This is a genomic window from Acinetobacter sp. ANC 4973 (genome assembly GCF_002135275.1).
In the GTDB taxonomy this organism is placed as follows: domain Bacteria; phylum Pseudomonadota; class Gammaproteobacteria; order Pseudomonadales; family Moraxellaceae; genus Acinetobacter; species Acinetobacter kyonggiensis.
In genome coordinates this window covers 104,265-128,344 of record NZ_NEGM01000002.1, presented here as the reverse complement: position 1 = coordinate 128,344, position 24,080 = coordinate 104,265, and the positions used below count along the sequence as shown (strand labels likewise).

General features: G+C 40.5%; 22 protein-coding genes. 19 read left to right on the top strand and 3 right to left on the bottom strand.

All coding sequences use genetic code 11. The annotated features are described in order from the left end of the window. Window positions 1–163: 163 nt before the first annotated feature. Both leuS and B9T30_RS03560 read right to left on the bottom strand, forming a co-directional pair. Entirely contained in the window at window positions 164–2,788 is a 2,625-nt protein-coding gene (gene leuS, locus B9T30_RS03565; RefSeq protein WP_086183803.1) for a leucine--tRNA ligase, read from the bottom strand. A gap of 149 nt (window positions 2,789–2,937) precedes the next feature. Beyond that, window positions 2,938–3,300, bottom strand: a complete 363-nt coding sequence (locus B9T30_RS03560) for a DUF4124 domain-containing protein (RefSeq protein ID WP_086183802.1) — start codon at window positions 3,298–3,300, stop codon at window positions 2,938–2,940. 800 nt (window positions 3,301–4,100) lie between these two features. Here B9T30_RS03560 and B9T30_RS03555 point away from each other — a divergent pair. The 17 genes from B9T30_RS03555 to B9T30_RS03470 all read left to right on the top strand — a co-directional run bounded on the left by B9T30_RS03555 (window position 4,101) and on the right by B9T30_RS03470 (window position 21,290). Continuing rightward, window positions 4,101–5,828, top strand: coding sequence for an acetolactate synthase 3 large subunit (locus tag B9T30_RS03555; RefSeq protein WP_086183801.1), 1,728 nt, complete (start codon window positions 4,101–4,103; stop codon window positions 5,826–5,828). Continuing rightward, window positions 5,825–6,316, top strand: a complete 492-nt coding sequence (ilvN, locus tag B9T30_RS03550; RefSeq protein ID WP_004649846.1) for an acetolactate synthase small subunit — start codon at window positions 5,825–5,827, stop codon at window positions 6,314–6,316. Before B9T30_RS03555 ends, ilvN begins: the two co-directional genes overlap by 4 nt. Before the next feature lie 120 nt (window positions 6,317–6,436). Beyond that, window positions 6,437–7,453, top strand: a complete 1,017-nt coding sequence (gene ilvC, locus B9T30_RS03545) for a ketol-acid reductoisomerase (protein WP_086183800.1) — start codon at window positions 6,437–6,439, stop codon at window positions 7,451–7,453. A gap of 257 nt (window positions 7,454–7,710) precedes the next feature. After that, window positions 7,711–8,517: an XAC2610-related protein gene (locus B9T30_RS03535; protein WP_086183798.1), complete on the top strand. Its 807-nt coding sequence runs from the start codon at window positions 7,711–7,713 to the stop codon at window positions 8,515–8,517. 466 nt (window positions 8,518–8,983) lie between these two features. Then, complete coding sequence (locus B9T30_RS03530; RefSeq protein WP_086183797.1) at window positions 8,984–10,267, top strand: glycosyltransferase family 4 protein; 1,284 nt, start codon at window positions 8,984–8,986, stop codon at window positions 10,265–10,267. A 31-nt stretch (window positions 10,268–10,298) separates the two neighbouring features. Continuing rightward, window positions 10,299–10,850 (top strand): phosphatase PAP2 family protein, encoded by a 552-nt coding sequence (locus tag B9T30_RS03525; RefSeq protein WP_086183796.1) that lies wholly within the window; start codon window positions 10,299–10,301, stop codon window positions 10,848–10,850. A gap of 87 nt (window positions 10,851–10,937) precedes the next feature. Further along, entirely contained in the window at window positions 10,938–11,138 is a 201-nt protein-coding gene (gene iscX / locus B9T30_RS03520; protein ID WP_004649840.1) for a Fe-S cluster assembly protein IscX, read from the top strand. 118 nt (window positions 11,139–11,256) lie between these two features. Continuing rightward, complete coding sequence (gene ndk, locus B9T30_RS03515; protein ID WP_004649839.1) at window positions 11,257–11,688, top strand: nucleoside-diphosphate kinase; 432 nt, start codon at window positions 11,257–11,259, stop codon at window positions 11,686–11,688. A gap of 122 nt (window positions 11,689–11,810) precedes the next feature. Beyond that, window positions 11,811–13,046, top strand: a complete 1,236-nt coding sequence (rlmN, locus tag B9T30_RS03510; protein ID WP_086183795.1) for a 23S rRNA (adenine(2503)-C(2))-methyltransferase RlmN — start codon at window positions 11,811–11,813, stop codon at window positions 13,044–13,046. Window positions 13,047–13,092: 46 nt separating this feature from the next. Further along, window positions 13,093–13,872 (top strand): type IV pilus biogenesis/stability protein PilW, encoded by a 780-nt coding sequence (gene pilW, locus B9T30_RS03505; RefSeq protein ID WP_086183794.1) that lies wholly within the window; start codon window positions 13,093–13,095, stop codon window positions 13,870–13,872. Further along, window positions 13,863–14,651 carry a helix-turn-helix domain-containing protein gene (locus B9T30_RS03500; RefSeq protein WP_086183793.1) on the top strand — a complete coding sequence of 263 codons (789 nt, stop codon included), beginning with the start codon at window positions 13,863–13,865 and terminating at the stop codon, window positions 14,649–14,651. Before pilW ends, B9T30_RS03500 begins: the two co-directional genes overlap by 10 nt. Before the next feature lie 24 nt (window positions 14,652–14,675). Continuing rightward, window positions 14,676–15,791, top strand: a complete 1,116-nt coding sequence (gene ispG, locus B9T30_RS03495; RefSeq protein WP_086183792.1) for a flavodoxin-dependent (E)-4-hydroxy-3-methylbut-2-enyl-diphosphate synthase — start codon at window positions 14,676–14,678, stop codon at window positions 15,789–15,791. Window positions 15,792–15,798: 7 nt separating this feature from the next. Then, on the top strand, window positions 15,799–17,094 hold the full coding sequence (gene hisS, locus B9T30_RS03490; RefSeq protein WP_086183791.1) for a histidine--tRNA ligase: 1,296 nt from the start codon (window positions 15,799–15,801) through the stop codon (window positions 17,092–17,094). Window positions 17,095–17,124: 30 nt separating this feature from the next. Then, on the top strand, window positions 17,125–17,826 hold the full coding sequence (locus B9T30_RS03485; RefSeq protein WP_086183790.1) for a YfgM family protein: 702 nt from the start codon (window positions 17,125–17,127) through the stop codon (window positions 17,824–17,826). Next, window positions 17,826–18,974 (top strand): outer membrane protein assembly factor BamB, encoded by a 1,149-nt coding sequence (gene bamB / locus B9T30_RS03480; RefSeq protein WP_086183789.1) that lies wholly within the window; start codon window positions 17,826–17,828, stop codon window positions 18,972–18,974. The genes B9T30_RS03485 and bamB overlap by 1 nt, the downstream gene beginning before the upstream one ends. Window positions 18,975–19,143: 169 nt before the next feature. Next, window positions 19,144–20,553: a ribosome biogenesis GTPase Der gene (der, locus tag B9T30_RS03475; protein WP_086165008.1), complete on the top strand. Its 1,410-nt coding sequence runs from the start codon at window positions 19,144–19,146 to the stop codon at window positions 20,551–20,553. Between the two features lie 89 nt (window positions 20,554–20,642). Then, window positions 20,643–21,290 (top strand): 4'-phosphopantetheinyl transferase family protein, encoded by a 648-nt coding sequence (locus B9T30_RS03470; RefSeq protein WP_086183788.1) that lies wholly within the window; start codon window positions 20,643–20,645, stop codon window positions 21,288–21,290. Between the two features lie 661 nt (window positions 21,291–21,951). Here the strand turns inward: B9T30_RS03470 and B9T30_RS03465 are convergent. Next, complete coding sequence (locus B9T30_RS03465) at window positions 21,952–22,725, bottom strand: SDR family oxidoreductase (RefSeq protein ID WP_086183787.1); 774 nt, start codon at window positions 22,723–22,725, stop codon at window positions 21,952–21,954. A gap of 122 nt (window positions 22,726–22,847) precedes the next feature. Here B9T30_RS03465 and mazG point away from each other — a divergent pair, with 122 nt between their 5' ends. Beyond that, window positions 22,848–23,609: a nucleoside triphosphate pyrophosphohydrolase gene (mazG, locus tag B9T30_RS03460; protein ID WP_086183786.1), complete on the top strand. Its 762-nt coding sequence runs from the start codon at window positions 22,848–22,850 to the stop codon at window positions 23,607–23,609. Between the two features lie 10 nt (window positions 23,610–23,619). Further along, window positions 23,620–24,027 (top strand): ComEA family DNA-binding protein, encoded by a 408-nt coding sequence (locus B9T30_RS03455; protein ID WP_086183785.1) that lies wholly within the window; start codon window positions 23,620–23,622, stop codon window positions 24,025–24,027. Window positions 24,028–24,080 lie beyond the last annotated feature (53 nt).

Below are 24,080 nucleotides of genomic sequence, written 5' to 3'. Positions count from 1 at the left end.
TGTAAAGTCAAAGCCCGTTGATTGACAACGGGCTTTGTTTGGCTTTTGTTTTATTTCCTTTTAGTTCCCTCTCCTTTGTTAAAGGAGAGGGCTAGGGAGAGGATTTATTCTCTACTCCCTCATCCTAAACCTTCTCCCTCAGGAAGAAGGAACTCTAAAGGCTTTAAACTACCAAGTTGACTAATTTATTCGGCACCACAATTTCTTTCTTGGTTGGACCTGTTAAGAATTGTTGTACTTCAGGCAATGCTTTGGCTTGCGCTAAAATATCTTCTTTAGAGAGATCAACAGACACTTCCAACTTACCACGAAGTTTACCATTTACCTGTACCACAATGGTTTGCGTATTACGGGTTAAGGCAGACTCATCTACAGCAGGGAATAGGGTTTCAGTTAACTCAATACCGAACTGTGCCAATAAGGTCTGACTTAAGTGCGGTGCAAAGGGTGCAAGTAAAGTGAGCAAGCTAATAATGGCATCGCGTTCAACCGCAACGTCATGATCATCTTTGGCTTCAAACTTGTTGCATGCATTTAATAATTCCATTTGCGCTGCAATGGCGGTATTAAATGCATGACGACGTTCAATGTCATCACCGACTTTTTGGATGGTTTCGTGTGTTTTGCGACGTAAGTCTTGTGCCGCTGATGACAAGTTAGCTGTGTCAATGACAGCAGCATGGTTGCCTTTTTCTAAGAAACCTGTGGTTAAACGCCATACACGTTTCAAGAAGCGGTTTGCACCTTCCACACCGGCATCAGACCATTCAAGCGATTGATCAGGAGGGGCCGCAAACATCATAAATACACGTGCCGTATCTGCGCCGTATTGGTCAATAATGGCTTGCGGGTCGATGCCATTATTTTTCGATTTCGACATTTTTTCTTGACCGCCAACCACAACTGGCTCGCCATCACCCATGTATTTTGCAGAAAGAATACGACCTTTTTCGTCTTTTTCTAATTCAATGTCCGCAGGGTTAAACCACGTTTTTTTGCCAGATTCGGCTTCACGATAGAAGGTATCGGCTAAAACCATACCTTGCGTCAGCAAGTTGGTAAAAGGTTCGTTGCCTTGAACGACGCCTTCATCACGCATCAATTTATGGAAGAAGCGGGCATACAATAAATGTAAGATCGCATGTTCTACACCACCAATATATTGGTTCACAGGTAACCAAGATTGCGCAGCTTCTGGTTTAACCAAACCACCCGTAAAATCTGGAGATGCATAACGTGCATAATACCAAGATGATTCTACAAAGGTATCTAAAGTATCTGTTTCACGACGTGCATCTGCACCACAACATGGGCAACTTGTCTCATAGAATTCGGGCATTTTATTGAGCGGATTGCCTGAACCATCTGGAACCACGTCAGTTGGTAAAATGACTGGAAGCTGTTCTTCAGGTACAGGTACTTGACCACAAGTGTTACAGTTAATCATTGGAATTGGACAACCCCAATAACGCTGACGAGAAACACCCCAATCACGTAAACGGAATTGAACTTTAGTATTTGCCAGTTTTTGTGGTTCTAATTTGGCAATAAGCGCATCAAACGCAGCTTGGAAAGCTAAGCCATCAAATTCGCCAGAATTAACCAAAGTCCCTTCTTTAGAGCCGTACCATTCTTGCCATTCGGTTGCAGAGAAATCTTGATCTTCTGCACCTTTTGCATCAATGACTTGTTTGATGTTTAGACCAAATTTATTGGCAAACTCAAAGTCACGTTCGTCATGGGCAGGAACAGCCATCACTGCACCTGAACCGTATGACATCAACACATAGTTGGCAATCCAAACAGGAACGGCTTCGCCCGTTACTGGATGCTTCACAGACAAGCCCGTTGCCATGCCTTTTTTCTCGGCAACAGCAAGATCGGCTTCGGCAACTGAACCCATACGGCATTCTTCAATAAATGCTTTGAGTTCAGGGTTGTTTTCAGCAGCTTTCATGGCTAGTGGATGTTCAGCAGCAACCGCCACGTACGTGACACCCATTAAGGTATCGCCACGCGTGGTATACACCGTTAAATCATCGGCATACATGTCAGGATTGGCTGAAGGGAAGGTGATTTCCATACCCTGTGAACGACCAATCCAGTTACGTTGCATGGTCAAGACTTGTTGTGGCCAACCGTCTTTTAATGTATCTAAATCATCTAATAATTCTTGTGCATAATCGGTAATGCGGAAGTAATACATTGGGATATCACGTTTTTCAACCAATGCGCCCGAACGCCAACCCCGACCATTTTCAACTTGCTCATTGGCAAGCACGGTCTGATCTACAGGATCCCAGTTTACGGTTGAAAGTTTGCGATAAATCAAACCTTTCTTATACAGCTGTACAAATAACCATTGTTCCCAGTGATAATACTCTGGGGTACACGTTGCAAATTCACGATCCCAATCGACTGAAAGACCTAATTTTTTCAATTGATCACGCATATAAGCGATGTTTTCAAACGTCCATTTTGCAGGTGCAACTTGGTGTGCAATGGCTGCATTTTCAGCAGGTAGACCAAAAGCATCCCAACCCATCGGTTGCAGGACAGTTTCACCTTTGAGACGGTGGAAACGGCTAATCACGTCGCCAATGGTATAGTTACGCACATGACCCATATGCAGCTTGCCACTTGGATAGGGGAACATCGAGAGGATATAACGATGTTTACCTTCTACAGTGTCGGCAACTTTAAAGGCTTTGCGAGTTTCCCAGTCTTGTTGGACAGTGGATTCAATCGCGCTCGCTTGATATTCAGGGTCAATGTGAGAAGTAGTCATATACGTATATTAAGAACAATGGTTAAAAAGTTTGTTGCACAGCATAGCGCAAAATGCACTAAAAAGTGAATTTTGCGCCTGACATAAAGCAGAAAATATTGAAGTTTTTTAGCCAGCAAAATCATTTCATGGGTGAAACCCGAAATTGATTACTCTCTCACAATTGATGCCTTAGTTGGATTGGATGGACGCTCTACCTCTTGTCCCACATTTAATCCAGCATTTGCAGTAGCGACTCCAGTATTTACATGATTTTTAATTTCTTTTGAGGCATGATTTTCTTCAGCTGTTTCTGTCGCAGAATTTTTAGCCTGTTGAGTATGATTGTTTGAACCGTATGTCGCTATTTTCCCTTTTTTCTGTGCAGATTTGGGTGGTGGGGTTGCGGTGTAATGGGTCGAACCTTTTGCATCCACCCATTTGTAATATTCTTTCGCAAAGCTGCTGGTCGAACTTAGGCTGAAGCTCAAGCATAGCGCCATGAATCCAAACTTGATAAAAGGTAATGACATGAAAAAGAAGTCCTTGTTGTAATAATGCGTGCGGATTGAGTCTAAAATTTAATCAGAATTTCAGTTCTATATTTTATATGGTTTTTATTAATTTGTAGAAAAAAAGATAAGCTGAGCAATGTAATTGATGTTTGAACTAGGCATAAATCATCATTCAGTGAGCACGCATTTTTAAAGCATAAATCATTAATTTTTAATTCATTTTTGATCTGGTCATTGATATTTTTACATGAAAATAATAGCTCTCTTTTGAGTGACAGCAGATGTTGTTTAACTTTGCAGCAAATGCATTCGGCTCAAAACCAATAAAACATTAAATTTATTTATTTAATTTATAATATTTTTTTATTAATAGGTCTTTAAGCTTAATGGGGTTATTGGTTGTTCAAATAAAATTGCAGATGAAAACATTAAACCTGAAAAGGGGTGTTTAGCTTAAAAAATAAACGGTCTGTAAATAAACAGAAAAAAGCCAATTTTTAAACTTGACTTTAATAGGGGAAACCACAAAAATGCGGACTGTAGTTTTATATGTGTTTATTTGATCACCCTTCGAATAAATGTCATGTCATGCAATGGGCATTCTCTCTAGCCGAGAAAATGAACAAAGTAAGCCACGAAATGTGTTTATCCCAACACGTTTTAGATCTCATATTGCTTAAACAGCAAACAGATCAGAATTTTTTCCTATTGCTGCGAAAACTATGAAATATGTGTGCTATAACAGAGCTCACAATCAATGAATGAAACACTGTTTATGTCTCTCATAATACAGTGAAAAAAGATTAGGGTGAATCACGTTGGAACTTTTATCTGGTGGTGAAATGCTTGTTCGCGCATTGGCGGACGAAGGCGTTGAGCATGTTTTTGGATACCCAGGCGGCGCAGTATTACATATTTATGATGCGCTCTTTCAACAAGACAAAATCAATCATTACCTTGTGCGTCATGAGCAAGCTGCTGGTCATATGGCAGATGCTTATTCACGTGTAACAGGTAAAACTGGTGTTGTTCTCGTCACATCAGGCCCAGGCGCAACCAATACTGTAACGCCAATTGCAACGGCATATATGGACTCAATCCCAATGGTGATTTTGTCTGGTCAGGTTGCAACACATTTAATTGGCGAAGATGCATTCCAAGAAACAGACATGGTGGGCGTTTCTCGTCCGATTGTGAAACATAGTTTCCAAGTACGTCATGCGAGTGAAATTCCCGCAATTATTAAAAAAGCATTTTATATTGCATCTTCAGGTCGTCCAGGCCCTGTGGTTGTTGATATTCCTAAAGATGCAACCAATCCTGTCGATAAGTTCGCTTACGAATATCCTGAAAAAGTAAAGATGCGTTCTTATCAGCCACCCCATCGTGGTCATTCAGGTCAAATTCGTAAAGCCATTGAAGAATTAATTGGTTCCGAACGTCCAATCATTTATACCGGTGGTGGTGTTGTTCAAGGCAATGCATCTGCGTTATTGACTGAGCTTGCACATCTTCTAAATTACCCAGTAACCAATACCCTTATGGGCTTGGGTGGCTTCCCTGGTGATGATGAACAGTTTGTTGGTATGTTGGGCATGCATGGTACGTATGAAGCCAATATGACCATGCATAATGCAGACGTTATTTTGTGTATCGGTGCTCGTTTCGATGACCGTGTCACCAACAATCCTGCAAAATTCTGTCCAAATGCGAAAGTAATTCATATTGATATCGATCCAGCGACGATTTCAAAAACCATCATGGCACATATCCCAATCGTGGGCGCAGTAGAACCTGTACTTCAAGAGATGTTGGTTCAATTGAAGCAAATGAATGTTTCTAAACCAAATCCTGAAGCGATTTCGGCTTGGTGGTCTCAAATCAATGAATGGCGCAAAGTTCATGGCTTGCGTTATGAAGCGGGTACAAATGGTGTAATGAAGCCACAACAAGTGGTTGAAGCAATGTATAAAGTGACAAACGGTGAAGCGATTATTACTTCAGACGTTGGTCAGCATCAAATGTTCGGTGCAAACTACTACAAATACAAACGCCCACGTCAATGGATTAACTCTGGTGGTTTAGGGACAATGGGTGTGGGCTTGCCTTATGCAATGGCGGCAAAACTTGCCTTCCCAGATCAACAAGTAGTATGTGTTACTGGTGAAGCATCGATTCAGATGTGTATCCAAGAATTATCTACCTGTAAGCAGTATGGCTTAAATGTAAAAATTCTTTGCTTGAATAACCAAGCTTTGGGCATGGTTAAACAATGGCAAGATATGAATTACGAAGGTCGTCATTCAAGCTCTTATGTTGATTCACTGCCTGATTTTGCCAAACTCATGGAAGCGTATGGTCACGTGGGTATTCAAATTGACCATGCAGATGAGCTTGAATCTAAGCTTGAAGAAGCGATGGCAATTAATGATAAATGCGTGTTCATTAATGTCATGGTTGATCGTACCGAACATGTTTACCCGATGTTGATCGCGGGTCAATCGATGCAGGATATGTGGTTAGGAAAAGGAGAGCGTACGTCATGAGACATATTATATCGGTACTCGTTGAAAACGAAGCTGGTGCGCTTTCTCGTTTAGTGGGTTTATTTTCTCAACGTGGTTATAACATTGAGACTTTAAATGTCGCACCGACTGAAGATCCAACCATGTCGCGTTTAACCCTAACCACCTATGGTGATGACCATAAAATTGAGCAAATCACCAAGCAACTGAATAAATTGGTTGAAGTGGTGAAAGTGGTTGATTTGTCTGAAGGCGCGCACATTGAACGTGAACTCATGTTGATTAAAGTAAAATCACTTGGGGCGGCACGTGCAGAGATTAAACGTACTGCGGATATTTTCCGTGCGCAAATTGTGGATGTTACGCCGACGACCTATACCATCCAAATTGCGGGTACAACTGAAAAACTCGATGGTTTTATTGATGCGCTTGCAGAAAATACTATTCTTGAAGTGGTGCGTTCAGGTGTTTCAGGCATCGCACGTGGCGAAAAAGTTTTAACTATTTAATCAATTTTAATTTTATTCACACATTCTACTCATCTTGTAGATGAGGTTCCAAGCCAATGAATACCAATAAGATCATTGGCTTGGGAAACAGGAAACAAAAGCATTTAAGCGGAGACAGCAATGCAAATTTTTTATGATAAAGACTGTGACTTATCGATCATTCAAGGTAAAAAAGTAGCGATCATTGGTTACGGTTCACAAGGTCATGCGCATGCGCTTAACCTTAAAGATTCTGGCGTTGACGTAACTGTTGGTTTACGTGCTGGTTCTACTTCTTGGAAGAAAGCTGAAAATTCAGGTCTTAAAGTATCTGAAGTTCCTGCTGCTGTTGCTCAAGCTGACGTAGTCATGATCTTGACTCCAGATGAGTTTCAATCACAACTTTATCGTGACGTGATTGAACCAAACATCAAGCAAGGTGCAACTTTAGCATTTGCGCATGGTTTCTCGATTCTTTATAACCAAGTTGTACCACGTGCTGACTTAGACGTAATTATGGTTGCTCCAAAAGCACCAGGTCACACTGTACGTTCTGAATATCAACGTGGTTCAGGTGTACCTGATTTAATCGCGATTCACCAAGATGCCTCTGGTAATGCACGTAATGTTGCACTTTCTTATGCTTCAGGCGTGGGTGGTGGTCGTACAGGTATCATCGAAACTTCATTCCGTGAAGAAACTGAAACTGACCTTTTTGGTGAGCAAGCAGTGCTTTGTGGTGGTGCGGTTGAATTGGTTAAAATGGGTTATGAAACGCTTGTTGAAGCGGGTTATGCTCCAGAAATGGCGTATTTCGAATGCTTGCACGAACTTAAATTGATCGTTGACTTGATGTTCGAAGGCGGTATCGCGGACATGAACTATTCAGTGTCGAACAATGCTGAATATGGCGAATATGTAACGGGTACTGAAGTAATTAACGAACAGTCTCGTGAAGCAATGCGTAATGCATTGAAACGTATCCAATCTGGTGAATATGCGAAAATGTTCATTAACGAAGGTGCGATGAACTACCCATCTATGACTGCACGTCGCCGTCAAAATGCTGCACATGGTATTGAAGTAACAGGTAACAAGTTACGTGCGATGATGCCTTGGATTCAAGCGAACAAAATCGTAGACAAAGAAAAGAACTAAGTTCTAATTTCTAAGTTAAAAAGCCCTTGTTTTATAATAGGGGCTTTTTTTATACAAAGTTGTACCTTTCCTCCTTGCGCTTCATTCAAAGCAGTGCTTTGAATTCGCTCATACCTTGGATTTAAGCAAAAAAAATCGTAGACAAAGAGAAAAACTAAGTTTTTTATTGTGTATCGATTAAAAAAAGGCCGCTCATTTGAGCGGTTTTTTTGTGATACATTAGGCATAACAGTTTGCATTGTTGAGTGTATTGAATCATGAAAACGAAATTGTTACTTTGTCTTGCTACGCTGGTTTTTTCTAACATCAGTCATACTGAAATAGTGAATGCGACGGAATTAAAGCCATTCAGTAATGTCCGTGTTTCTATGCAACGCATGTTACATTCGAAAGAAGGGCGCCATTTCCTTAGTTTATATGCTGGCATTTGGAATCCGCATGCGACTTTATACGACTTTGTTTATCAGCAGGAGATTAATTTAAAAGGGTTGCAAAAAGGCGATCAGCTGACGTTGAAATCGGTTGACTCAGATCAGATTGAAAATGGGCAATATCAATTCACAGGGCTACTGGATTCAAATACGGGCGACCTGAAGGCACAACTTTTGAAATCTGATCATAGTTTTGAGCAATCCATTCAGTTTGAGCCTGCAATCAAAATATTAAATAAACCCAATTTTGTTTTTAAATTTTATGGTCTAGACAACCTGAGTGAGCCTTATAGTACGGTACTAAAACAGCTGGATATCGTGAATAAAAATAACAATGCGGTTGTGCAAAGTTTGACAGGCTTTACTGCATATCCAAAAAGTATCGGTTATATGGATATTAATTTTGATGGGTATTATGACATTGTATTGTCAGATATTTCACAAGCTCGATTGATTAAAGACAGGCGTTATATTTACTGGATGTATAACCCAAAAACACAACAATTTCAACGTTCCCCTCAACTTGAAAAGATCGTAGGATTTCCTAATTTGCACGGGGAAAAGCAGCAAATTGATTTTGGAAGTGGGCAATTATATCAAGTTGAAAATGGCTTGTTAAATCGGATTGAATAGCCAATTTTATCTAGATCAGGGTGTGGTTAAGGCATAGTTTTATAGATATTCATATGTCTTGGATTGATTTTATGTACTGCAAATAAGCTGGATAATTCATTTTTGATTAAAAATACTTTTATGATTCGGGTTCATGTTTGGTTGGGTGGTATAGATAAAAATGTGGAAACACTTGTACTTGAAGAAGATAAGAAAATATACAGAGTGTCTGACTTTAAATAGCTTGGAATTAAAAAATAGGACTTTTTGCTCAGCATCTGGTCAAGCAAGATTTTTGTTTGGTGTCTATGAACCCGTTCAGGCTGAGAAGCACAAAAAGCCTTAGAAACGCAGCGGTGAATAACTGTGTTTGGATTTGTCTTGAATGTTGAAGTCATCAGACATGTCAATAAAGTGTCATCTAAAAATCATCAAACTGAAAGAAACAACATCTAAACTCATTTTAAAATAACGATATAGGTGTTGTATGACAAATTTGTATGCGACCAGCCTGCTCAAACAACAAGATTTTCCTGAAAGTTTTCAATTTTATTTTAAAAAAAGTAAGCAAGATCATGTACGTGAGGAAATACAAGTTTTACAAGACTTGGTTCGACCACGCTTAAAAATAGCCATCGTCACAGAAACCTGGTCGCCAGAAATTAATGGTGTCGCACTCTCTTTGTTACAACTCTGTAAAGGCCTGCAAAAACAAGGTCATAAAATCTTATTGATCCGACCCGAGCAAAAGCAGTCGTGTCAGGAATTTTTGCCCAATAAAGAATGTTTAGTCAAAGCACAATCTATTCCTAAATATCCATCTTTACAGTTTGGTTGGCCGCAATTTTTAAAGGTCTCGAATGCACTGGACGCTTTTGCACCGAATGTGGTGCATATTGTGACAGAGGGTCCCTTGGGTTTAAGTGTTTTACAGGCAGCAAAAGCAAAAGGAATTCCTGTTTCAAGTGGTTTCCATTCACCATTTCAAGAGTTTAGTCGCTTCTTTGATTTGGCCTTTCTGGTTAAGCCAATTCAGCATTATTTACGTTGGTTTCATAACAATACACAAATGACCTGTATTCCAAGTAAAGAGACAGAATATATTTTAAGACAGTTTGGAGTGTGTTGTCCGTTGGTGGTTGTGGGACGTGGTGTAGATATTGCATGTTTTTCTCCAGAACATTATTCGAATGTGCTGCGTCAACAATGGAAGGTCACTTCAGAAACCAAGGTCATGCTGTATGTGGGGAGGTTATCTCCTGAAAAGGAAATTGATGTTTTGGTGAATGCTTATCGGGCAATGAAGCAAAGAGTGGAACAGGATATAAAATTGGTCATTGTGGGTGATGGGCCAGATCGTGGTCGTTTAGAAATGCTATGCCAAGGTAGTGATGTTATTTTTACGGGCGTTTTAACTGGTTTGAATTTGGCGCAAGCGTATGCAAGTGCAAATATTTTTGTCTTTGCCAGTCAGGTTGAAACTTTTGGCAATGTGGTGCTTGAGGCAATGGCAAGCGGTTTACCCATTATTGCATATGATTATGCGAGTGCACATTTACATGTCAAACAGGGTGAAACAGGTTGGTTAAGTCCCTTAAGTGATGTGACAAGTTTGATTCAGTCAATCTATACCTTACCTAATAATCAGCAGTTGAAATGTATGGGACTTCAAGCGCGAAAAACGGTACAGCATATTGGTTGGCAATACCCAGTACATCAGTTTGAAGAAGCATTGTATGGGGTGGTGAAGGAGATACAAATGACATCCTAAATTTTAAGCCAAAGCTTAAAGGAGAATCATGATGAATTTAAAAAAAGTAAAAATAACGGTGCTGGATCTCGATTTAAAAGGGTGTTTATATTTAAATCATTTTTCACACTCACAAACGGTCGCTTATTTTTTTAAAATCATTAGCCGTTTGGGTGATGGTTTGTTTTGGTTGACCATGTTGGCTGGTCTTTGGATGTTGGAAGGGCTATTTTATCTGGTGCAGCTGCTTTATCTCATTATTGGTGGGTCTGTCGGAACGGCTATTTATAAAATTTTAAAACAAAAAACCACCCGTCCTCGACCTTATCAAGTGCATCAAGTGATTCGGTTACAAGAGCAACCACTAGATCACTTTAGTTTTCCATCAGGTCACACTTTACATGCAGTCATGGCAAGCACGGTGCTGGGATATATTCAGCCAGTACTGCTGATTCTGATGTTACCTTTTACCATTTTGGTTGCGATATCACGGATGGTATTGGGTTTACATTATCCAAGTGATGTCTTGGTGGGTGCATTGATTGGTGTGGTCATCGCCAGTGGAATTATTTGCGCTGCACCCTTTTTAAATATCATCTTATAAAAATGTGCTTTTAAAAACCGAAAAACTATTTTTCAATTTTAGGAATTTGTTAAAGTAGCACGATTCATTTAGCGCTAAGGAATACCCATGGGTTTACGTTGGACTGACACCATTGATCTTGCCATTGAACTTTCAGAAGCACATCCAGATGTAGATCCGCAATGGATTCGCTTTACTGACTTACATGCGTGGGTCTGTGCCTTGCCAGATTTTAGTGATGATCCGACCAAATCGACAGAAGGTCTGTTGGAAGGGATTCAAATGGCATGGATTGACGAAGCAAACTAATCCTCAGCTTTCTGCATGTCGAAAAAAGCATTTTTTTTACATATCAAAAGCAGAAAATTGCCCATTATTCGGTATAATGCGCAAAATTTTAACGTCAAATTGACCTAAGGAGCCAATCATGGCTATTGAACGCGCTTTATCTATCGTAAAACCTGATGCTGTTGCTAAAAACAATGTTGGCGAAATTTTTGCTCGTTTTGAAAAAGCGGGTCTTAAAATTGTTGCAACTAAAATGAAACATTTGACTCAAGCTGAAGCTGAAGGCTTCTATGCTGAGCATAAAGAGCGTGGTTTCTTTGCTGACCTTGTTGCATTCATGACTTCTGGTCCTGTTGTAGTATCTGTTCTTGAAGGCGAAAACGCTATTCTTGCACACCGTGAAATCCTTGGCGCAACTAATCCTAAAGAAGCTGCTCCTGGTACAATTCGTGCAGACTTCGCAGTAAGCATCGACGAAAACGCTGCGCATGGTTCTGACTCAGTTGCATCTGCTGATCGTGAAGTTAACTACTTCTTCGCTCAAACTGAGATCTGCCCACGTACTCGTTAATTCGAAGTATTCAAACCAGATAAGTGTTATTATACTTATCTGGTTTTTTTATTCTCTGAATAAAGCTTTGCTCACATATTGAGCTTCTCCTTTCATCTTTAGACATGGTTTAGGTAATACACATGAGTACTGAAGTAGTCGCTACAGCAGCAATTTCTGCTGAACAGCCACAATCTCCATCCGCTCCGACGCAGCAAAATACTGTTACGAAAGTGAACTTACTTGGCATGTCACGTCCGCAATTGGAACAATTCTTCGAAGATATCGGGGAAAAGAAATTCCGTGCGGGTCAGGTGATGAAATGGATTCACCAATTTTTTGTCACTGATTTTGCCGAGATGACCAATATCTCAGGCAAGTTACGTGAAAAACTCGAAAAACTTTGTGAAATTAAAGCACCAGAAGTCGTGCATAAAAATTATTCTAAAGATGGTACGCGTAAGTGGGTCTTTCGTGTTGGAGAAGGCGACGGCTCATTGGTTGAAACCGTTCTGATTCCTGCCGAACATCGCAGTGGTTTACGTCGGACGTTATGTATTTCTTCACAAGTCGGTTGTGCACTCGATTGTTCATTTTGTTCAACGGGTAAACAAGGTTTTCAGCGTGATTTAACCCCTGATGAAATTATTGGCCAATTATGGGTAGCAAACTATTCCTATATGGAAGATATACCCGTTGCTGACCGTGAGCGTTCGGTGACCAATGTAGTGATGATGGGTATGGGTGAGCCTCTACTTAATTATGATGCAGTCCTCAGCTCAATGCGCATTATGCTCGACGACTTTGCTTATGGCATGTCTAAACGCCGTGTGACTTTGTCAACTTCAGGTGTGGTGCCGAAAATTGATCAGTTGGTCAAAGATATTGATGTTGCTTTGGCAATTTCATTGCATGCGCCAAATGATGAATTGCGTAATGAATTGGTGCCTATTAATAAAAAATATCCGTTAGCGCAATTGATTGCTGCGTGTCAGCGTTATATTGCAAAAGACGGTAATGAAAGTTCACGTAAACACGTGACCATTGAATATGTCATGTTGGATGGGGTGAATGATCATCCTGAGCATGCACAGCAAATGATTAAGTTGTTAAAGAACTTACCGAGTAAAATTAATTTAATTCCATTTAATCCATTCCCGCATGCCCCATATGGTCGCTCAAGTCGTAACCGTATTCTTTCTTTCCAAAAAACTTTGTCTGATGCTGGTTTTGTGTGTACGATTCGTCAGACACGCGGTGATGATATTGATGCTGCATGTGGACAGTTAGTGGGTCAAGTGGCCGATCGTACACGTCGTGCGGAACAGTGGAAAAAGAAAGTAGCGCAGCAGAATGAGATTATGCGCTCGCAAGGATAATAAAGGGGGATGCCAATTGAGAAAGCCCACATATAAATTAGCATTTATGACAGCAATAGGTTTGTCTGCTATTTTTATGACTGCTTGTCAAACACCGACAACAACAATGGGTAAGAAAGACCCTGAAAAGGCTGTTAAAGTTCGGACTCAATTGGCAGCCGAATATATTAAATCTGGAGAGCTAGATTCGGCAAAACGTGCTTTAGATCAGGCACTGGATATCGACTCTCGTGATTCAGCAGCCAATATGATGATGGGGATTTTACTGCAACAAGAGGGCAGTAAAACCAGTATGGATAAAGCAGAAGCCTATTTTAAGCGTGCAATTTCTGCTGATCCTAAAAATGCACAAGCCCGTAACAACTATGGTACTTATTTGTATCAAGTTGAGCGTTATAATGATGCCATTGAACAGCTTAATGTGGCAGGAACGACACTGGGCTATGATCAACGTTATAAAGCTTTGGAAAATGTAGGACGAATTTATTTAAAACTAGGCGATGTTGCGAATGCTGAAAAATCATTCAAACAAGCCCTGCAAGTGAATCGTGATTCCTCTATTTCAATGTTAGAGTTGTCAGAAATTTTTTATTTGAAACAACAGACCGCTGCTGCGACACAATTGTATGAACAATTTGTGCGTGGGGTTGGTCAGAAAAATCAAGGTGCACGTGCGCTTTGGATTGGTATCCGGATTGCACGAGCAAATAGTGACACGATGGGAATGCAGGAGCTTGTGAATCAATTACGAGCTCTGTTCCCAGAAAGTCCAGAATACCAACGTTATCTGCAATTAAAGTACAGTACTGAGGCCGTATGGAAGTAAATCCTAATTCACAGCAATCGAATGGTTCAAGCGTAGTACCCAATGCATTAGGAAATATTCAGCGTCCAGGTGAGTACTTACGTCAAATTCGAATTGCACAAAAGCGTGAATTAAATGACGCTGCCAAAGATTTGAATATCCCTTTGAAAACTTTGACAGCTTTAGAGCAAGATGACTATAAGGCTTTACCTGAAGCAACCTTTATTAAAGGTTACTATCGTACCTATGCAAAATACTTAAAGGCAGATGCAAGCAGTATTATTCAGCGTTTTGATGAAATTTATCAAAATGATACAGGCTTGTTGCCCAACCATGCTTTAAACAATTCACCGATTAAAATTATGGGTAAACTCTCAGGTTCTAATAGTGATCGTAATAAAAAGTGGTTAAAGCGCATGGTTATTGCTGGCGTGATCCTAGTGATTTTGGCTATTGCAGCTATGGCGATACAAAATTGGTCAGCAAGCAAAAGTGATAGTCGTGATGTTGCTCCAGCGGAATCAGATGTAGAAGTATTGAATTTAGATAATTCAACAGCTGTATCTGGTGATCAATTGGAGCTAGAGTTTAGTCAGCCGACTTCTGTTCATATTGTCGATTCGACTGGGAAGGTGCTCGCAACAGGTCGTCAAGCCGCGACAGTGAAATTGAATGGTGAAACACCGTTCCAAATTCGCCTTGATGATGCATCTGTTGTAACCTTAACCTTGAATAATGAAAAAATTGCTTTGTCACCTTATACAGTGAATGGCAAAGCAGACTTCCGTTTGTCACGTTAATGGGTCAAGAGAAGAGCGATATTCATGATTGTAAATCCAATTAAGCGTCGTCCCACTCGTAAAATTCGTGTTGGTTCAGTCTACGTGGGTGGCGATGCACCAATTAGCATCCAGAGTATGACCAATACTGAAACCTGTGATGTCGCTGCAACGGTTGCGCAAATTCAACGTTGTGCCGAAGTGGGTGCGGACATCATGCGTGTTTCTGTGCCTTCAATGGAAGCCGCAGCCGCTTTTGGTGAAATTCGTAAGCAAGTCAGTGTGCCTTTGGTTGCTGATATTCATTTTGACTATAAAATTGCTTTAGCCGTAGCGGATGCAGGTGCAGATTGTTTACGTATCAATCCGGGTAATATTGGTTCTGAAGCAAAAATTCGTGAAGTGGTTGCTGCCGCAAAGTATCATGATATTTCGATGCGTATCGGGGTGAATGCTGGTTCGTTAGAAAAAGATATTCAGAAAAAATATGGTGAGCCAACGGGTCAGGCATTGCTTGAGTCAGCCATGCGCCACATTGATATTTTAGACCGTTTAAATTACCAAGAATTTAAAATTTCAGTTAAAGCATCCAATGTGTTTTTAACCATGGATGCCTACCGTCTGTTGTCTCAACAGATTGATAATCCGTTGCATTTGGGTGTGACCGAAGCAGGGATTTATCGTACTGGTTCAGTGAAATCTGCGATTGCGTTAGGTGGTCTATTGATGGAAGGTATCGGTGACACGATGCGTATTTCATTGGCGGCTGAACCTGAAGAAGAAGTGAAAATTGGTTTTGATATTTTAAAATCACTGAGCTTACGTTCCAATGGAATTAACTTTATTGCTTGTCCAAGTTGTTCACGTCAAGAATTTAACGTGATTGCTGTGATGCAAGCTTTAGAAGAACGTTTGGAAGATATTCGTACGCCAATGGATGTATCTGTCATTGGATGTAAGGTGAATGGCCCAGGCGAAGCCAAAGAAGCCGATATTGGTGTTGTGGGTGCTGCACCGCGTTCACTGGTATATCGTAATGGTGAAAAAAGCCATTTAATTGATACTAATCAGTTGGTTGATGAAATCGAAACAATGGTTCGTCAACGTGTAGTCGAGCTTGAAGAAGCTAAATCTAAAGAAATTATTCGCACAAGTTTTTGAGTAGGTCATGAGTTCAATTGTCGCAATCAAAGGTTTTAATGACGTTCTGCCAACGCAAACTGCTGCGTGGAGACGTCTTGAGCAACATTTAGCATCACTTATGGATGCGTATGGTTATCAGCAGATTCGTTTGCCTATCGTTGAACAAACCAATTTGTTCAAACGCTCAATTGGTGACGCGACGGATATTGTCGAAAAAGAAATGTATACGTTTCTGGACAAAGGTAATCCACCAGAGTCTTTGACTTTACGTCCAGAAGGAACAGCCGGTTGTGTTCGTGCCATGCTTGAGCATAATTTGCTTCGTGGTGCGACCCCTCGTGTGTGGTATATCGGTCCAATGTTCCGTTATGAAAAACCACAAAAAGGTCGCTACCGTCAGTTTCATCAATTTGGTGTGGAAACATTTGGTGTTGCTACACCTGACCAAGATGCTGAATTGATTCTAATGACCGCACGTTTGTGGAAACGCATGGGTGTTGCCGATAAAGTTCAGCTTGAACTGAATACTTTGGGTGAGTCGGACGAACGTGCAGAATACCGTGCGGCATTGGTTGAATTTTTGAACCAGCATAAAGCTGAATTAGATGAAGATTCGCAGCGCCGTTTAACCACCAATCCATTGCGTATTTTGGATTCTAAAGATGCGCGTACACAACAAATCCTTGAAAATGCACCAAAATTGCATGATTTCATGGGTGAAGACAGCATGAATCACTTTGCGACCTTGCAACAGTATTTAACTGATGCAGGCGTAGAATTTGTGATTAACCAAAAATTGGTACGTGGTCTCGACTACTACAACAAAACTGTCTTTGAATGGACAACGACACATTTGGGTTCACAAGGCACCATCTGTGCAGGTGGTCGTTACGACGGTCTGGTGGGTCAATTGAAAGGCAAGGCCGATCAATCTGTACCTGCTGTTGGTTTTGCCATGGGGATGGAGCGTTTACTGCTTCTACTTGAGCAAGTTGAAGACCAGACACCAGTACGTGATTGCGAAGTGTTCTTATTATCAGATGCTGCATTGCAAGGTAAAGCATTGCTTCTGGCAGAACAAATTCGTAACCAACTGGAAGCAGAAAATAGTAATATTCGTCTGAAAGTCGGTTCACAAGGTTCGATGAAGAGCCAAATGAAAAAAGCAGATCAGTCCGGTGCTATTTTTGCTGTGATTGTCGGTGAGCGTGAGTGGGAAGCGCAGCAATTAACGGTAAAAGAATTGGCGACTGCCGAGCAAACTGAAGTTGCTGTGGCAAATGTTGTACCATTCTTCATTCAAAAATTTTCTTCAAAATAAGCTTAAAAAACATAAGGAAAAGGTAATCACATGAACGCATTGAGTGATGATGAACAACTTGATAGCTTAAAATCTTTCACTAAAAAATATGGTTCTGCCATGATTAGTGGGATTCTAATTGCGTTGATTGCCTTTTTCGGTTGGGAATATTGGCAGAAGAAAAATTTGGCTGAATCACAAATGGAAACAGCCAAAGTTCAACAGTTGATGGATGATGCGAAGAATGCACAAGGCAATCCCAATGCATTTAATGCTTTATCTGCAATTGCGGACAAAATTGTCAAAGACGCGCCCGATTCTGCACAAGCCATTCAAACGCAATTGCTCATGGCAAAATTGGCTTATGACAAAGCAGATTATGCACATGCAGAACGTGCATTGAAAAAAGTTGAAAATTCTAAGCTAGATGATACTGGCTTGGTTCAAGTGGTTAAACTGCGTTTGGCTTATGCTCAGCTTGCTCAAAACAAATATGATGAAGCAATTAAAACCTTATCTTTGGTGACTGATCCTGCTTTTAAAGCGACAGCTGATGAAGCACGCGGTGATGTGTATGTTGCTAAAAATGATATCGAAAATGCGAAAAAATCCTATCAAAGTGCATGGGATGCACTGGTTGAACGCCAACAAGAACGTCAAATTTTACAAATTAAACTCGAAAGTGTCGGCGTTTTAGTTGATGATCCTGAAGTTGAACGCCCAATTTTAGAAACACAAGTGGATGAGTCATGATGGATAGAAAATACAAAATACCTTTTGCGCTAACAATTTTAACCTTTGCACTTGTTGGCTGTTCAACAAATAAAATTAAAGTGGAGAAGGTTAAACCCAATCCATTGCCGAAACTCGTCCAAGCAAAAAGTCTTGTTCCTGTATTTTCTCATAGTGTTTCTTCAACCAGTGAAGAAGATCCATTACGTCTGCGTTTAGATGTGGACAATGGGGTGGTTTTCGCCCTTGATCCTAAAGGTGAAGTAAGTGCTTACCAAGGAAAGCAACGTCTATGGGAAAAACAAGTTTCTAAACAGGGCTTAAGCTCTGGTGTAGAAGCCAGTGAAGGGACTGTTGTTGTTGGGAATAAAAAGGGTCAACTGTTTGCCCTTGATCAAGCCACAGGTGAACAAAAGTGGACAGCACAGTTATCAGGTGCGCTATTGTCGGCTTCATTGATTCAATCTGGTCGCGTGATTAGCGTCAGCAACGACGGTACTGTTTATGCCCATGATCTGGCGACAGGTCAGCAAGTTTGGACATACAATTTGCCGAATGTACAATTTAGCTTACGTGGCATGGCATCCCCTGTTGCACTTGATTCGCGTACAGTTTTAATTGCTTCATCCAATGCTTATGTCTATGCGCTTGATGTGTTAAGTGGTATACCGCGTATGCAGCGCCGTGTTGCAGTCAGTGAAGGTCGTTCAGATATTCAACGTCTAAATGATATTGATGGTGATCCTGTCGTTGCAGGACAATTTTTGGTGACGACCAGTTTTCAAGGACAGGTCACTGTGACTGATTTAGCTTCACAACAAGTGGTGTGGAGTGAAGATGCAAGCAGTATTTTACGTCCAGAAGTATTTAATAACACCGTTTATGTTGCTCAAGCCGATGGTAAAATCACGGCTTATGCACTGACAACAGGTGAACAACTGTGGCAAAACGACAGTTTGCTGAATCGTCAATTAAGCAATCCTGTTGTTCTTGGTCAAGACCTTGTAGTGGGTGATCTCGATGGTGTATTACACTTAATTGATCCAACTTCTGGGCAACTGATTGGTCGTTCAAAAACCAGTGGTGAAGTACGTTCATTACGTGTAATTGATAATCAGCTGTATGTTTCCACTCGAAAGGGTGCGTTAAGCGTTTGGCAGAATCGTTAATTTTGTTCTAGCTTATGTTAAACTAGGCGAAATCCGTATTTTTTGAACACGGGGTATTTGAAAATTTTCAATGCCCCGTGTTTTATTTAGTTATTTATATTTTATTTTCTTCCATTGTTTCTGATGTTCAGACCAGTCTCACTGGCTGATTTTGAATAAAGGTTAATCTATGAAACCCGTAATTGCGCTCATTGGTCGTCCGAACGTCGGAAAATCAACATTATTTAATCAGATTACCAAGAGCCGTGATGCACTCGTTGCTGACTTTGCTGGTCTTACGCGTGACCGTAAATATGGCGATGCTGTTTTCCAAAATAAATCATTTATTGTGGTCGATACTGGCGGTATTGGCGAAAGTGAAGGTGGTATTGATGCCTATATGGCAGAACAGTCTAAAACCGCCATCAATGAAGCAGATATTATTGTTTTTGTAGTCGATGCACGCGCAGGACTACTTGCATCTGATGAACAGATTGCCCGTGAAATTCGTACTTTGGGTAAAAAAGTTTACCTCGTGGCGAATAAAGTCGATGGCGTTCATGCTGAAGCTGCTGTGGTTGAGTTTTATCAACTGGGCTTTGGTGAGCCATTACACGTTGCGGCCAGTCATGGTCGTGGTGTGGCACAAATGCTTGAGGAAGTGCTTGAAGACGTTCCTGAAGATGAAGATGGTGCTGCACACGATAAAGCAACAGGTCTGCGTTTAGCGATTATTGGTCGTCCAAACGTCGGTAAGTCGACCTTGGTTAACCGTTTGTTGGGTGAAGAGCGTGTAGTCGCATTTGACGAACCAGGTACAACACGTGATTCGATTTATATTCCTTTTGAGCGTGATGGTCGTCAATACACCTTAATTGATACCGCAGGTGTGCGCCGTAAAGGTAAAGTAGATGAAATGATTGAGAAATTCTCAATTGTTAAAACTTTACAAGCGATCAAAGATGCCCATGTCATTGTGGTTGTTCTAGATGCCCGTGAGGGTGTAGTAGAGCAAGACCTCCATTTAATTGGCTATGCTTTAGAAGCAGGTCGTGCCATGGTGATTGCCATCAATAAATGGGACAACATGACGGACTATGACCGCAAGCAATGTAAGCTTGATGTTGACCGTCGTTTTGACTTTATTCCATGGGCAAAAGTGCATCTCATTTCTGCATTACATGGTACAGGGGTAGGTGAGTTATATCCTTCAATCCATCGTGCTTATGATTCTTCGCATTTAAAAGTTTCACCTGCGAAAATTACGCAAATTTTGAATGATGCGACTGAAGCGCATCAACCACCGATGATTAGCGGTCGTCGTATTAAAATGCGTTATGCGCATATGGGTGGACAAAATCCACCAACGATTGTGGTTCATGGTAATAAGGTGGATAAAACCCCAGCAGATTATCGCCGTTATCTTGAGAATGTATTCCGTAAAGTTTATAAGCTTGAAGGTACACCTGTTCGAATTGAGTTTAAAACGTCTGAAAATCCATTTGAAGGTCGTAAGTCTCAAGTGAATGAGCGTGTGTTAGCACGTAAACGTCGTTATGTGCAGAAATTTAAAAAGGCTGCTAAGAAATATAAAAGCTAATTGATTTGGTTTAGATAGCAGAAAGCCCGAAGTTTACTTTGGGCTTTTTTCTTTTAAGATGTGATTATATTTTTGATTAGGTGATTCATATGACCAGACTGATACGTGTAGATGTGGATACACTGGAGCATATTGTACCATTATCTCCAACATTGGATCGTAAGGCTAAAATTCAGCTGCAAAAGCAGGCGGTCTATGGTTATCGCAATCAATTGTTGTCCGAGCAATTACAGATTGAGTTACAACAACAGGATTTTGCTCAGACCGAGTACGGCAAACCCTATTTAATCAATTTTCCTAAATTCTATTTCAATCATAGCCATAGCCACAAACATTATGCCTTAGCAAGTAGTCGACAGATGCACGATTTGGGTGTGGATGTTGAAGACTTAGACCGCAAGGTACGCTTTGAGGCATTAGCAGCACATGCATTTCATGCCAATGAATTACAGCATTGGCATGCCTTAGCACAAGATCGGCATTATTGGTTTAAAGTTTGGACCACCAAAGAAGCAGTTTTGAAAGCCGCAGGATTGGGGGTGCGTTTGAACTTAAATGAATTAGAAACGCGGGTGCATCCAATTCATGATGGTGGATTATGTCATCACCCCTTAATTGGGACATTTGCCTATCAAAATTTTCATTTGGCGCAGGTGATGCTTACGGTTGCATGGCGTTCCGAAGCTTCTTGTAATGGTTTTGCTTTTCCCAAAATTCAAATTATTTCTGCGTTATAGTTTGTTAAGAAATTTTTAAATGGGATGGTGGTTAAAAATGTCTGATCGAAAAGAGATAGAAACGGTGCAGAAGGAAATGATCACAATATTAAATGTGATGTTGGTTGCGTGTGGCTAAATATGAAGTTTATTGTATAGGATATTTGGTTGAGTAAAGCTTTATGTAATATATAGCAAATTACTTAATTTGGTAGCACACCAAAAACCTTATAAAATGGTATTTTACGAAAATATTTCTGTGATACGTTCTTTAGAATTTAGCTATAAAAGCCTATTGAAAGACATAATGCCAGTCAGTTAAGAAATTGACTGGCATTTTATTTTTTAAATTCATAATGTTATTCGATACACAGAAACGTCATCCGCAACTGTTCGAGGCAAAACTATTTTAAAAAAGTAAGGTTTCTGCGATTTATTAATCAATAAAAGGTATTTGGCGAGTTTTGCGGTGAGGCGCACTGCGCCACAAGATGCCTTTCTTGCGAACTCAAAATATATTTTGAGGCTTCTCATTTGGGCTTATCCAAAGTAATAGATGAGCTCCAAGTATTTGATTTAAAAATATAAGACTCCGTCATGAATGACTGAAAATTAAGGACTTTATTTCTAAAACCCTTAACTGACTGGCATTAATCGAAAGACAGGCTTTTTTTGATGGAACTTATTTTCTTTTGGCCAGTATGCGATTGCCGATTCGATTGACAAACTGTGGACTCATGCCCGACAGGGTAAAGAGCAGTTTGCTTTTCAAGCCCACAGGCTGGTGTGTTGGTGTAAAGATCGTATCTTGGCGTTGCACCAATTGATAAATCTGTTCTGCGACATCGTCGGCAGTTAAATGTACCCCCATGTTTTGAATGCTGCCAGCATCCATATCTTTAACCATAGTGGTTTGTACAAACAGTGGCATCACATCTAAAACCCGTATGCCATATTTTTGCCATTCAATGTCTAATCCTTCGGTAATGCCGCGCACGGCAAACTTACTAGCAGAATAAGACACCAAATCAGCCTGTCCATAAATAGCTGAAGCCGAAGATAAGTTAATGATTCGAGCAAACGAGGCTTGTTTTAAAAAGGGCAAAGCTGCATGGCAACCATTTAAAACCCCTTTGACATTAATGTCGATGGTACGATGATGTGCGGCAATATCGGTCTGTTCAAAAGCACCTGAATATAAAATCCCTGCATTGTTGACCAACACATTAATTTCACCTGCCCAAGCCTGAAATTCGCTTAGCGCCTGTTGCCATTGACTATAGTTGGACACATCTAGTAAGCCTGCTTTGGCTTGTGGGCCCAATTGTTGCGCCAGTTTTTGCGCTTGAACAGCGTTAATATCATAAATGCCCACTTTGTAGCCATGTTGATAAAACAGTGTTGCAATTGCAGCGCCAATACCTTGTGCTGCCCCACTAATAAATATACTGTGCATGTCATTTTCCCTGTTTATTTTGTTTTTGTCGCGCTTCGGTTTTGCATTTATTTGGCTTGAGCATAACAAATATTAACAGTGAAAATCTAAGTTTATATAACGTGATTGGAGTGATAAAAAACGTGGATGAGTTATTGGCAGTGATGCGTGAGTTACGTGAAAAATGTCCATGGGATCAACAACAAACACCAGAAAGTTTAACCCAATATGCCATAGAAGAGGCTTATGAAGTGGAAGCCGCGATTCGAGACGGTAACACCGATGAGATTCGAGATGAACTGGGTGATCTGCTGCTGCAAGTGGTTTTTCAAGCGCAAATGTTTAGCGAGCAGGGAGCTTTTAATTTTGACGATGTCGTGCAGGCGATCACTGAAAAATTAATTCGTCGTCATCCACATGTATTTCAGGCAGAACAATTTTCACCATTAAGTTCTGCGGATGTTGCGGTGCTGTGGAAGCAAATTAAGCAGCAAGAAAAACAGGGCAAAGCTCAATCTCGTTTAGATGAGATTAAGCATGGACCTGCCCTTCAACAGGCAGATGCAATCCAAAAAAATGCAGCACAAATCGGTTTTGATTTTGCTGATGTTGCAGGTGCTTCTGGAAAATTAAATGAAGAATTAGCTGAATTGCAGCAAGCGATAGATAATCAAAATTCCGACGAAATATTCGACGAATTTGGGGATTGCTTATTTTCACTGATCAATGTTGGACGTAAACTTGGCGTGTCGAGTGAAATGGCACTTTTAAGCACCATTCATAAATTTAGAACACGCTTTGCTTTCATTGAAGATCAGGCTAGGCAACAACAGCAAAAAATTGAAGCGCTTTCTTTAGCAGAAATGGATCAATTGTGGGAGAAAGCGAAACAACAATTAAAATAATAGGTGTGCAATGAAAAAAATAACACAGTTACTTCAGCGTATTTTTTATTTAGGAGTATTTATCTCCTTGTTGAGCGGGTCGACTCTTTATGCGCAACAATTTGACCAACAATATTTAAAGTGGAAGGCGGAACAAGACGCCCAAGATGCACGTTTAAAAATTCCACGTGTCTCCACAACTCAAAATCATTATTTGGCAAAGCCGGCTTTACAAGCATCCAGTACTGCTAAAATAAGTTTGAATCAAGCCAATTTAGCGCAATTACAAGAATTGTCGGGTATTGGGTTAAAAAAAGCAGAAGCGATTATTGCCTATCGTCAAAAAAATGGAAAATTTAAAAACATTGAGGAATTGCAGCAGGTGAAGGGCATTGGGCCTGCTTTATTTGCCAAGAATAAAGACCGATTAGCACTGTAATTTATAGTTTAAGCGAGTAAGACGGGCTGAACAATATATCGAGCATTGAGATA